We start from the raw sequence: 12147 nt of genomic DNA, 5'->3' as shown, positions 1-12147 counted from the left end.
GCACGAAGGCAGTTTCCTTGAGGCAAAGCACCAGCTTGATCCTCATTTGCGTAAGTCGTTTTTCAGATTGCGCCTGTCAGGCGACTCAATTTATTGGGATATCGAATCAGCACCTGTCATACCGGGCAAGGTCATGCGAATGCGTGGAGCCGCACCACCGCCTTTGCCGCCCCGCACGCTGGCCGAGGCCACGCGGGTGGTCAGCGGATTGGAAGCCTGCAACTGCTCATAAATGCCGGTCACCGCTTTGACATAGTTCAGCGTTTCCTTGTAAGGCGGCACGGACTTGCCATATTTGTTGACCGCACCCTCACCCGCGTTATAGGCAGCCAGAACCAGGTCCAGGCGGCCGGGGAACAGATCCATCAGATAGCTGAGGTAGCGTGCGCCAGCGGGCACATTGACCGCAGGGTCGGCCAGTTGCTGCTGCAGGCTGCGCTTTTTATTGGCCGAGACGCCAAAGCGCTCGGCCGTGGCAGGCATCAGCTGCATCAGGCCTACCGCCCCCTTGGGAGAAACGGCTTCGGAGTCAAACCCCGATTCCACGGCAATCACGGCCTTGAGCAGGTCATAGTCCACACCCGTCTTTTCAGCGGCCTTTTGCAGATGCGGACGCACGCTCTTGTAGCGCGGCGAGACCTCGAAAAAGCTCTGCGTGCGCGTGCGTGCATTCAAACCCTGCGTGGCCGAATCGCCACGCGGCTGCAAACCCGGTTTGCTGCTGTCGTAGAGAGCGCCCTTGAAGAACAGCTTGTAGCGGCTATCCAGCGCCTCTGCCGCAAAGTGCGTGACGCCAAACTCATCCACATAGGCCCACAGATCGGCATGTGCCGCCGGCGTCAGCGCCAGCCAGCCAGCCCCTGCCAGCAGCAGTTGCAGGCCCAGCTGCCGCATACGGGCAGGCAAACCGGCAGAAACGCCGGCAGACACAGCAGCCTGCCGGCCATCGGCCAGCAAACGAGTTGGAGCTGAAAAGCGCTGAAGACTTGGCATGACTTGATTCCATCACTGCGGCGGGCGACTGTTAGCGCCCATGCACCCGCTCAGATATCGACCTCCACGGCGTCGCCATGCAGCTCCATCAGCTCACGGCGGGCAGCGGCTTCGCCCTTGCCCATGAGCTTGGTAACCACAGCCGAGGCCTGCGCAAAGTCCATATTCATGAACTGCACGGGCAGCAGGCGGCGCGTATCGGGGTTCAGCGTGGTCTCCCACAGCTGTTCGGCATTCATCTCGCCCAGGCCCTTGAAACGGCTGACCTGGCATTTCTCGCGCGGCACGCCATCCTTGGCGCATTTTTCGAGGATGGCGTCGAGCTCCCCTTCGTCCAGCGCATAGACCTTGATCGCCGGCTTCTTGCCCCGTGCGGGCACATCGACGCGGAACAGCGGTGGCAAGGCCACATGAATATGGCCGGCCTCGATGAGCTTGGGGAAATGCTTGAAGAACAGGGTCAGCAGCAAGACCTGGATGTGCGAGCCGTCCACATCCGCATCCGAGAGGATACAAATCTTGCCGTAGCGCAGGCCGGACAAATCCGGCTCGTCATTGGGGCCATGCGGGTCCACGCCGATGGCCACCGAGATATCGTGGATTTCGTTGTTGGCAAACAGGCGGTCGCGGTCCACTTCCCAGGTGTTGAGCACCTTGCCGCGCAATGGCAGCACGGCCTGGGTTTCCTTGTCGCGGCCCATCTTGGCAGAGCCGCCAGCCGAATCGCCCTCGACCAGGAACACCTCGTTGACGGCTATGTCCTTGCTCTCGCAGTCGGTCAGCTTGCCGGGCAGCACGGCCACGCCGCTGCCCTTGCGTTTTTCGACTTTCTGGCCGGCCTTCTGCCGGGTCTGGGCGGCCTTGATGGCGATCTCGGCCAGCTTCTTGCCCCAGTCCACATGCTCGTTGAGCCACAGCTCCAGCGCCGGGCGCACATAGCCCGAGACCAGCCGCACGGCGTCGCGCGAGTTCAGGCGCTCCTTGATCTGGCCCTGGAATTGCGGGTCCAGCACCTTGGCATTGAGCACATAGCTGGCGCGCGCGAACACATCGTCGGGCATGAGCTTGACACCCTTGGGCAGCAGCGAGTGCATGTCGATGAAGGCCTTGACGGCCTGGAACAGACCGTCTCGCAGGCCGCTGTCATGCGTGCCGCCCGCCGTGGTGGGAATCAGGTTGACATAGCTTTCACGCAGCGGCGCGCCGTCTTCGGTGAAGGCCACGCACCAGGCCGCGCCCTCGCCTTCGGCAAAGCTGTCGTTGTGCTTGTCGGCAAAGCCCTCGCCTTCGAACAGGGGGATGATGGGCTCACCGTGCAGGCTTTGCGCCAGATAGTCGCGCAGACCACCCTTGAACTGCCAGGTCTGAGTGTCACGCGACTTTTCGTTGATCAGCGAAACGGCCACGCCAGGCATGAGCACGGCCTTGCTGCGCAGCAGATGCACCAGCTCGCCCATGGGCAGGGCCGAGGATTCGAAGTATTTGGCATCGGGCCAGGCACGTACCGTCGTGCCCTGCTTGCGCTCGCCGGCCTGCAGAGGACGAACCTTGAGCGGCTCGATCACATCGCCGCCCGAGAACACCAGCGTGGCCACCTGGCCGTCGCGGTGCACCTGGACCTCCAGCCGTGTGGCCAGCGCATTGGTCACCGAGACGCCCACGCCGTGCAGGCCGCCCGAGAAGCTGTAGGCACCGCCATTGCCCTTGTCGAACTTGCCGCCCGCGTGCAAACGCGTGAAGACCAGTTCCACCACAGGTGCTTTTTCCTCGGGGTGCAGGCCGAACGGAATGCCGCGGCCGTCGTCCTCGACGCTGAAGGAACCGTCGGAGTGGATGGTGAACTTGATTTTCTTGCCGTAGCCGGCAAGCGCCTCGTCGGCCGCGTTGTCAATCACCTCCTGCAGTATGTGCAGGGGGTTGTCGGTACGCGTGTACATACCGGGACGCTGTTTGACAGGCTCCAGACCCTTGAGAACGCGGATCGAGCCTTCGGAATATTCGTTGGACGGTTTGACTGCCATGGGGGCGGATTGTAGTGGCCTCTCCGAAAGAGAGCTGGATAAATTCACAGTTGTTTACTCCCAATACTCTTGCACAAAGCCCGAACATTTGTCTTGCGCATGTGTTTTCCTCAGTGACTCACCTCTGTATGGCTTTCAAAAAGAGAGCGTCTGGCGCTTGCTGTTTAAGGATATTCATGTGGTTTTCACTCAAACCCAAGGTAGATCCCACGCCGGGCGCTCTCTTTTTTCAAGTCTTTGGAAATCCGTCATTTTTGGCCCTGCGCACCGATCTCGCATTCTGGCAAGCGAGCCTGCCGCGCATGTGACGGCCGGTACAGGCGCACAACAACTTGTTTCGTTAAAGTGATGCCCCCGACCCGAAATTCCGATCGCACAGCATGACTACCAAGACCTCTACAGCGCCCCTGTCCATGGTGCAGATTCTTCTGTGCGGAGGCGCCATCGTCACCCTGTCCATGGGCATACGCCATGGTTTTGGCCTGTGGCTGCTGCCCATCACCCAGAGCATGGGCTGGACGCGCGAGAGCTTCTCGCTGGCCATTGCCGTGCAAAACCTCTCCTGGGGCGTGTTGGGCATTTTCGTGGGCATGCTGGCCGACCGCATAGGCGCGTTCAAGGTGCTGATTGGCGGCTCCATCCTCTATGCACTGGGTCTGGTCGGCATGGCGCTGTCCCCCACGCCGCTGTGGTTTCTGGCCACAGCCGGTGTGCTGATCGGTGCGGCTCAGGCCGGCACCACCTATGCCGTGATCTACGGCGTGCTGGGCCGGCAGATTCCCGTGGCACGGCGCAGCTGGGCCATGGGCGTGACGGCCGCCGCGGGTTCGTTCGGCCAGTTTTTCATGGTGCCGGTCGAAGGCAGCCTGATCGCCAGCGTGAACTGGTCCAACGCCTTGATGATCCTGGCCGTGTTTGCATTGCTGATCGCCGCCCTGGCGTTCGGGCTGCGCGAGCCGGGCTTTGCCAGCGGCGCGCCCGTCAAGCGCGAGCAGACCGTGGGTCAGGCGCTCAAGGAAGCCTGGAGCTACCCCAGCTTCCTGCTGCTGATGGCCGGCTATTTCGTCTGCGGCTTTCAGGTCATGTTCATCGGCGTGCACATGCCCAGCTACCTCAAGGACTTCGGCATGGCGCCCCAGGTGGCCAGTACCTCGCTGGCACTGGTGGGACTGTTCAATATCTTCGGCACCTATCTGGCCGGCAATCTGGGGCAGAAGATGCCCAAGCGCTATCTGCTGTCTGGCATCTACAGCCTGCGCTCAATAGCCACCATCTGCTTCTTGCTGGCCCCGCTGTCGCCCTGGTCGGTCTATATCTTCTGCGCGGCCATGGGCTTTCTGTGGCTGTCCACCGTGCCTCTGACCAATGCCACCATTGCCCAGATCTTCGGCGTGCAGCACCTGTCCATGCTGGGCGGCTTTGTCTTCTTCAGCCACCAGATCGGCAGCTTCCTGGGCGTCTGGCTGGGCGGCTATCTGTATGACATCAACGGCAATTACGATATGGTCTGGTATCTGTCGATTGCCCTGGGAATTTTTGCCGCCCTGGTCAATCTGCCCGTGCGCGAGACAGCCATCCCGCGCCAGCCAACCATGACGGCCTGAAGACCATGTCTCTCAAACGCTGGCAACACATCGCTATCTGGGCCGCCGTGCTTGCGGTGCTGCTGACCGTGTTTGCCCTGTATCTGCGGCCCGATTTCATGCTCACACTGGCGGACCAGGTCTGGGCCTGTTTCTGATTCAGGGCGCCACCCGGCCCCGCGGCCAGGCCGGGAGAGTACATGCCCCGCATCATCATCACCGGAGCTTCGGACGGCATAGGCGCCGAAATGGCCCGCCAGCTGGCGCAAACCCATCAGAGCCGGCTGCAGCTGACTCTGGCTGCACGCAATGCCGCCAATCTGGAAACCGTGGCCCAGCAATGCCGTGCACTGGGCGCACAGGTGCTGATCGCTCCCACCGATGTCAGCGATCAAGCCCAGTGCCGCGCGCTGATTGATGCCGCCGTGCGGCAGTTCGGCGGACTCGATGCACTGATCAACAACGCCGGAGTCTCGGCCCATGCGCTGTTCGAGGAAGTCCGTGCAGAGGACCTGGGCTGGTATGAGCGGCTGATGCGCATCAACCTCTGGGGCAGCGTCTGGTGCACCCATGCAGCGCTGCCGCAGCTCAAGGCCAGCCGGGGTCGCATCGTGGCGGTTTCGTCGTTGGCCGGATTGGTGGGGGTGCCGGGGCGCACGGCCTACAGCGCCAGCAAATTTGCCATGAGCGGCTTTTTCGAAGCGCTGCGCACCGAACTCAAGCCTGCGGGCGTCAGCGTGACCACGGCCTACCCCGGCGTGGTGGATACGCGCATCCGCTACCACGGCTACAACGCCAGGGGCGAAGCAGCAGGCGTCAGCGGCCTCAAGGAGGACGGTGCCATGAGCGCAGCGGAATGCGCGCGCCTCATCATCGACGGCATGAACCGCCGCCAGCGCGAGGTGGTGATGACGGGCAAGGGCAAGCTGGGCCGCTTCATGAAGCTGATTGTTCCGGGCCTGGTGGAAAAAATCGCCCTGGCCGCACTCAAGGATGACGTCAAACCGCATTGAAACCCTGACATGGCAGTACCCAACAAGCAAGCCACCTTCTGGTGCGCAGCAGCCATTTGCGCCGCCCTGCTCATCATGGCGGTCATCGCGCTAGGGGTTGCGCGCGACGCCATTCACCAGGTCGAGCAGTTGCGCACCACCAGCCAGCCTGTGCTCTATACCGTGACCGAGCTGGGGCCTCTGGATCACTATCGCCAACGCAGCTCCGTCACTATTGCGAGTGGCGACGGGCGAAATATCCACATTCCGCTGAACTCCAGCAAGACGCGCGTCCATAAAGTGGGAGCACAGATTCTGGCCAGAGTCCCTCCCGCAGATAGCCCACACGCGGGCACCGGTCTGCCGGAAGATGTGATTCAGGCAGGCTTCTGGCACTGGTATGGCCCTGTCATCTGGCTCACGCTCATTGGTCTGGTCGTAATGTTGGCGGGTGTGCTGCAACTGCGCCGCAAGCCTGGGTCTTAACAAGGCTTACAAGCGCTCTGGCACATAGCGGCCTGAGTGAGCAGGCTCGCTGCTATAGTTTTCAGCACAATGACTTGCCCTATTCCTGCCGCGGCAGCGACACTGCCCTCTTCCCATGGCGCGCAAGCGCCCTCCGACTGGATTGTCCGCTTCGCCCATCTGGTGCGCCCTCAGGGGCAGGTGCTTGATATCGCCTGCGGCCTGGGACGGCATATGCGGATGTTTCATGCATCCAATCACCCCGTAACCGGTATAGACAGAGCGCAGGAAGCTATCGATGCAGTAGCAAACCTGGGTCAGGCCATTCAGGCCGATATTGAAAACAGTCCCTGGCCCCTGCCCGGCCAGCAGTTCGACGCCGTGGTGGTGACCAACTATCTGTGGCGTCCGCTGTGGGCGCAGATTCTGGATAGCGTCAAGCCCGGTGGCGTGCTGCTCTACGAAACCTTTGGCCAGGGCAACGAAGCTTTTGGCAAACCCTCGCGCCCCGACTTTTTGCTGGCCCCAGGCGAGTTGCTGAAGATTTGCGAGGGCTGGACCATCGTGGCCTATGAGCACGGCCAGTTGCACCAGCCCGAGCGTGTGGTGCAGCGCATTGCCGCGATCAAGCCAGGAGCTGATAGCGCAGACCCTGCATTGCTTCAGGCCTGATTTCACTTCCCATATCGACAGCCCAGACTGCTTCATGCCTGACTACGCTCTGCTCCTCGCACACAATGAACATCCGGGCCCGACCACCGACTGGCCAGCCCAGCCAGGCGGCCCCTGCGAAGCCTGGGCCGAGTGGTTTGAAAGCACGCCGCTCCTGTTCAGCCTGCTGCTGGGCGATGCCCGGCATCTGCCCGAACTGGTGCCCTGCAGCGCCTACCAGGACAAGGAAAGCCTGATCTCCCTGGCCGCCCCCATGGATCAGGTCAAGGCACGCTGGCAATGGCTCAAGGCGCAGATGGAGCCGCTGCCCGCCCACTGGCCGGACTCGGTCAGAAAAAGCTGGCAGCAGATCGACGCCATCATCAGCCAAAGCCAGCGCCACTGGCTGCTGCTGGACTGCGCCACGCTGATCCCCCATGACTTTGACACACCCGAATACGCCGCAGCCTTGGGCTCGCTGCGCGAACGCTGCCTGCAATGGGACTGCAGCGCGGATAGCCTGCCCGAAGCGCTACAGGTTTTGAAGCAGCATCCGCATTTCCAGCTTGGCTGGTGGAGCCATTCGGTACTTGCTCGCACCGAAGTGATAGAGCGCTACAGCGATGACGACTGGCCTGCCTGGCTCAAGGACAACTATGTGGAGCGCTACCACAGCGCCTGGGACGAAGGCACGGATGCCTATTACGTGATGCCCCTGAAGCATCCGCGCACAGGTGAAAAGCTGCCTGGCGAAAACCATCGCGGCAACTGGCCCGTCGGCCTGGTCACGCCCTATGGCCGCTGGCTGGTCAAGCCTATTGAGGGCGCTTGCGGCGCCTACACATCAGGCGGCCATATCAATGTCCGCTACCCTGAAGCCAGGGAAGGCGAAGGTGAAAAGTCCGGCATCAAGGACTTGAACGGCAACTGGCTGGTGCCGCCATCCGCGGGCTACCTCAATGCCTATGCCGTCACGCCTCAGGTCATGGCCTGCAAATCGGCGAACGTGCCCGGTACGGAAGACCTGCGCAGCCTGCCCGGGCTGGAGCTGCTGCACGAGGGCCTCTCCAGCATCTACTACAACGCCGAAGAAGACGAGTTCATTCGCGCCGACAAGGGGCCCTATGGCACGTCTGGCGGCTCGCAAAAACTGCTGCTCAAGCCCGATGGAGCGCCGCTGTTTGACGCCAGCCTCTATGAGCAAGTCCACGACTTCGATGCCAGGACCGGCCTGGCCGTAGTGCTCGCACGCGTGCCCACCCGCAACGAACAGGACGAGACAGACTTCGAGATTCGTGAAGGCGTGATCCATATCAGCGGCCAGGAAATCATCCCCTGCGCATACCAGACCATCGAACGCGGCTTCAACAGTTCCCCACCCAAGGTGCTACCGGGTGGCAAGCTGCTGGCGATCACCGAAAAAGGCCAACCCCATATCTACAACACCAAGGGCAAGCTGTTGGCAGCGCCCGAGGTCTGGTGCCCGCCGCTGAACTGCAGCCCCAAAAAAAATGAGCTGCTCACCTTCATGGGAGAAGGGCCGGAGGCCGAATTGCTGATGTTTTCCATCAAGGACTTCAGTCTCACCCGTACCGGCGAAACCTGGGATGACTATCGCAATGCCATGCGCGGCATGTTCAAGGGTCTCGACGATGAAGCCCCAGCCACCACCATCACGCGCGCGGAGCTGATCGAAGCCGAGGACGAAACCTGGATGCAGGACATCACCCGCATCCTCTGCCTGGGCGATGAGGACGAGGCCGGCGAACTGCTGCAGCAATGGCGCGACTGCGTGGCCGAACCCGACCCTGATGAAATGGGCTGGGACAATGGCGAAGATGGAGCTGGCGAGATCGACCCCGATGTGATGCATTTGCCCGAAAGCGACAATGCACTGACGCTGTACTGGATACACCTGCTGCCCATTGCCAGCCAGTTCGCGCGCTTTGACTGGAAGGATGCAGACGGCATTGCCAACACCCACTGGCTGCCCGGCAGCGACGACTGGAACTGGGACACGCCGGCCGATGGCGTGGAGTCGGGACTCGAACATCTGGCCGAACATCTGGGCAGCCGCAATCTGAGCCTGATCAGACTGGCCACCGATGACGACAGCATCCGCATCACCGTGGTGCGTACCGAGGATGCCGAGGACTTTCTCGATAGCCTGGCCCAGGCCAGCATCAGCGCCTCCAACTACAGCGCCAGCTGAGGGCTCGCGGCAAGCGGGCCGGTCATCAAGCAAGCCTCTCCCGCCTGAACATCCATCCACAAGATGGCGAAGGACAGCGCCACGCCATGCAACAAACTGACGCAACAACAACAATGTTTTCGTCAAATCGTCATTTATTGACAACATATCGACAAAAACAGGGTTTTGCTCCGCAGCATGACCTCAAATCTGCGCAATGGCGGGCAAGCCTGTTTGTAGAATGAAACTTTCCCGTTTTCTGATTGCGGATATGACATCTTCCTCCGTTGCTCTGACTGGCAGCATTGTTGCCCTCATTACGCCCATGCTCGAAGACGGTAGCATCGACTACCCGGCGCTGCGCAAACTGATCGACTGGCATGTGGCCGAAGGCACTCATTGCATAGGCGTGGTCGGCACAACGGGCGAATCTCCCACCGTCAATGTGGACGAACACTGCGAAATCATTCGCGTGGCAGTGGAACAGGCTGCGGGCCGCGTCTCCATCATGGCCGGCTGCGGCGCCAACAGCACGCATGAAGCGATCGAGCTGGCCAAGTACGCCAAGAAGGTCGGCGCCGACAGCCAGTTGCAGGTCGTGCCCTACTACAACAAGCCCACGCAGGAAGGCCAGTACCAGCACTTCAAGGCGATTGCCGAAGCCACTGGCGACCTGCCCGTGATTCTCTACAACGTGCCCGGTCGCTCGGTCGCCGATATGCAGCATGAAACCGTGCTGCGTCTGGCCCAGATTCCCGGCATCGTCGGCATCAAGGAAGCCACCGGCAATATCGAACGCGCCCAATGGCTGATCCGCGATGTGCCTGCCGGTTTTGGCGTCTACTCCGGTGACGACCCCACCGCCGTGGCCCTGATGCTGTGCGGCGGCCACGGCAATATCAGCGTGACAGCCAACGTGGCTCCGCGCCTGATGAGCGAGCTGTGCACTGCTGCGCTGGCCGGCGACATCAAGCGCGCCATGGAAATCCAGTTCCAGCTCATGCCCCTGCACAAGAGCCTGTTCGTGGAAGCCAATCCCATTCCCGTGAAATGGGCTGCGGCCCGCATGGGCTTGTGCAGCCCTGCCATGCGCCTGCCAATGACGCCGCTGAGCGAACAATTCGAATCCGTTGTCGAAGGCGCTCTGCGTAAAGTTGGCGTACTCTGATCGAGTTGCGCTAAGCTAGCGGTTTTTCGCACATAGCTTGAACGCTACCCAAGGACAATCCGCGTGAAACAAAACACAGCACGTTTGGGCCTGCTCAGCCTCGCGCTGGGCCTCACAGCCTGCACGACCACGTTCCAAGAGACCAAGATCGACTACAAGAGCGCAGGCAAAAACCAAGCCCCTTCGCTCGAAGTGCCTCCGGATCTGACGCAGCTGTCGCAAGACTCGCGCTACATCGTCCCTGGTGGCGTTGTTTCCGCAGCGGCCATGCAAGCCAACGCCAAGGCCGGCAAGCCCACCGACAGCAATACCGCGGCCAACAAGATCGGCGACGTGCGCATTGAACGTGATGGCGCCGAGCACTGGCTGGTCGTGGACCGCTCGGCCGACAAGCTCTGGGAGCCCACACGCGACTTCTGGCTGGAAAACGGGTTCATCTACGCGATGGAAGACCGCCAGTTGGGCATTCTGGAAACCGACTGGGCTGAAAACCGCGCCAAGTTGCCTCAGGACGTCATCCGCAAGACGCTGGGCAAGGTCTTCGACTCGCTCTACTCCACCAGCGAACGCGACAAGTTCCGCACCCGCCTGGAGCGCGAACCCGATGGCAAGACCCGCATTTATGTCACCCACCGTGGCATGCAGGAGGTCTATACCAGCGAGCGCAAGGACAACACCATCTGGCAGCCGCGTCCTCGCGACCCCGAGCTGGAGACCGAGTTCCTGCGCCGTCTCATGGTCAAGCTGGGCGTGAGCGAGGAACAGGCCTCTGCCGTTGCCAAGGCCGACCGCAGCGCTGCCGTGGCCAGCACCAGCACCGCACGCATGGAAACCGTCAACGGCGTTCCAGTGCTGCAACTGGGTGAGGACTTTGAACGCGCCTGGCGCCGTGTGGGCGTGGCACTGGACCGCACCGGCTTCACGGTGGAAGACCGTGACCGCAGCCGCGGCGTCTACTATGTGCGCTATGTGGATCCGAACGCCAAGACGGAAACCAAGGGCTTCTTCAGCAAGATCTTCAGCCAGGGCAAGGAAGCTGCGCCTCCGGCCAAGTACCAGATCCTGGTCAAGGGCAATGGCAACCAATCCCAGGTCTCCGTGCTCAACGAGCAAGGTCAACCTGACAGCACTGCCAACGGTCAGCGCATCATTCGCGTGATCACGGACGATCTGAAATAAGCTTCAGACAAGCAAAGCCGTGCCAAGCCACCTGGAACACCAGGTGGCTTTTTTATTGCAGCTACTCCATCAAAGCTTTCCAAAAGCAGCGCCACCCCTTGAAGCGGAAAAAGCGGGCATAAAAAAGCCCCCCACGCTTGCCCACTGACGTGTGCCCGCTGCCCCCAAGGGGGCTTTATTGCCTTGGGGCGGCCCGGCGGCAATAAAAAAAACCGCACCATGGTGCGGTTTTTTTTTGCTCAGGGCCTGAGCCCTTTGCCTGCTTGAGCAGTTGCTTACTTTGCAGTAGCAGCGCCGGTAGCGGCATCAGCGTTGGCCTTGGCGGCGTCAGCGTCAGCAGCGGGGGCAGCAGGAGCTTCAGCAGCGGGAGCTGCAGGAGCATCAGCAGCAGGTGCGGGAGTTTCAGCGGCGGGAGCAGCAGGAGCTTCAGCAGCAGGTGCGGGAGCAGGAGCTTCCACAGCAGGAGCGGGAGCAGCAGGAGCTTCAGCCTTCTTGTCACCGCAAGCGGCCAGAGCTGCAGCAGCGATCACGGTAGCCAGAATCAGAGAGTTCTTCATAACAGTTTCCTAGTTTGTAGGTTCAGCAGACAGTAGGTGGATTGCCATTACGGTCAGCTTGTTGCAGCTATTGATCGCTTTGGCAGATCAGGTCAAACAGTAAATTGACTCGGTTCGCATTATAGGTAGTTTTGCCCATTGCTGACTAACACTGACAGCATCTAAACAATTCCGCACAAATCAATGCAAGGTCTATTTACCGAACAAGCTCTCGCTTGCTGTGCTTCACACTTTGGACCAGAAATCCATTCCTGTCAATTTTCTGACTCATCTTTAATAAATCTTTACAAAATCATCACCAGGCACTCAAAAGTGGCAGGAATGACCCAGCAAGAAAGCACGTAAGT

Annotated in this window: 13 protein-coding genes; 10 read left to right on the top strand and 3 right to left on the bottom strand. The window is 60.9% G+C overall.

Features of this window, described 5'->3' with window-relative positions; all coding sequences use genetic code 11:
- Nucleotides 1-90: 90 nt before the first annotated feature.
- Nucleotides 91-894 carry a lytic transglycosylase domain-containing protein gene (locus tag QMY55_RS06295; protein WP_407650685.1) on the bottom strand — a complete coding sequence of 268 codons (804 nt, stop codon included), beginning with the start codon at nucleotides 892-894 and terminating at the stop codon, nucleotides 91-93.
- Nucleotides 895-1043: 149 nt separating this feature from the next.
- Entirely contained in the window at nucleotides 1044-3014 is a 1971-nt protein-coding gene (locus tag QMY55_RS06290; protein ID WP_283487815.1) for a DNA topoisomerase IV subunit B, read from the bottom strand.
- A gap of 176 nt (nucleotides 3015-3190) precedes the next feature.
- Between QMY55_RS06290 and QMY55_RS06285 the strand changes: the two genes are divergently transcribed.
- From QMY55_RS06285 to bamC, 10 genes are all read left to right on the top strand, one after another.
- Nucleotides 3191-3322, top strand: coding sequence for a hypothetical protein (locus QMY55_RS06285; protein WP_283487814.1), 132 nt, complete (start codon nucleotides 3191-3193; stop codon nucleotides 3320-3322).
- A 105-nt stretch (nucleotides 3323-3427) separates the two neighbouring features.
- Complete coding sequence (locus QMY55_RS06280; protein ID WP_283488897.1) at nucleotides 3428-4618, top strand: MFS transporter; 1191 nt, start codon at nucleotides 3428-3430, stop codon at nucleotides 4616-4618.
- A 5-nt stretch (nucleotides 4619-4623) separates the two neighbouring features.
- A complete protein-coding gene (locus QMY55_RS06275; RefSeq protein ID WP_283487813.1) occupies nucleotides 4624-4755 on the top strand; it encodes a hypothetical protein in 132 nt (43 codons plus the stop codon).
- A 42-nt stretch (nucleotides 4756-4797) separates the two neighbouring features.
- A complete protein-coding gene (locus tag QMY55_RS06270) occupies nucleotides 4798-5610 on the top strand; it encodes an SDR family oxidoreductase (RefSeq protein WP_283487812.1) in 813 nt (270 codons plus the stop codon).
- A 9-nt stretch (nucleotides 5611-5619) separates the two neighbouring features.
- Complete coding sequence (locus QMY55_RS06265) at nucleotides 5620-6075, top strand: hypothetical protein (RefSeq protein WP_283487811.1); 456 nt, start codon at nucleotides 5620-5622, stop codon at nucleotides 6073-6075.
- A gap of 69 nt (nucleotides 6076-6144) precedes the next feature.
- On the top strand, nucleotides 6145-6726 hold the full coding sequence (locus tag QMY55_RS06260) for a class I SAM-dependent methyltransferase (protein ID WP_283487810.1): 582 nt from the start codon (nucleotides 6145-6147) through the stop codon (nucleotides 6724-6726).
- Between the two features lie 34 nt (nucleotides 6727-6760).
- On the top strand, nucleotides 6761-8917 hold the full coding sequence (locus QMY55_RS06255; protein WP_283487809.1) for a DUF6630 family protein: 2157 nt from the start codon (nucleotides 6761-6763) through the stop codon (nucleotides 8915-8917).
- An 86-nt stretch (nucleotides 8918-9003) separates the two neighbouring features.
- On the top strand, nucleotides 9004-9141 hold the full coding sequence (locus tag QMY55_RS06250; protein WP_283487808.1) for a hypothetical protein: 138 nt from the start codon (nucleotides 9004-9006) through the stop codon (nucleotides 9139-9141).
- A gap of 26 nt (nucleotides 9142-9167) precedes the next feature.
- Nucleotides 9168-10064, top strand: coding sequence for a 4-hydroxy-tetrahydrodipicolinate synthase (gene dapA, locus QMY55_RS06245; RefSeq protein WP_283487807.1), 897 nt, complete (start codon nucleotides 9168-9170; stop codon nucleotides 10062-10064).
- A 63-nt stretch (nucleotides 10065-10127) separates the two neighbouring features.
- The gene (gene bamC, locus QMY55_RS06240; protein ID WP_283487806.1) at nucleotides 10128-11243 is read left to right on the top strand and encodes an outer membrane protein assembly factor BamC; all 1116 of its coding nucleotides are present in this window, start codon (nucleotides 10128-10130) and stop codon (nucleotides 11241-11243) included.
- Between the two features lie 275 nt (nucleotides 11244-11518).
- Here bamC and QMY55_RS06235 read toward each other — a convergent pair whose 3' ends face one another.
- Nucleotides 11519-11800, bottom strand: coding sequence for a hypothetical protein (locus QMY55_RS06235; protein ID WP_283487805.1), 282 nt, complete (start codon nucleotides 11798-11800; stop codon nucleotides 11519-11521).
- Nucleotides 11801-12147 lie beyond the last annotated feature (347 nt).

It is taken from the genome of Comamonas resistens (assembly GCF_030064165.1).
Lineage (GTDB): Bacteria > Pseudomonadota > Gammaproteobacteria > Burkholderiales > Burkholderiaceae_C > Comamonas > Comamonas resistens.
Note: the sequence above shows the minus strand (reverse complement) of the source record. Positions and strands in the feature narration are given on the sequence as shown.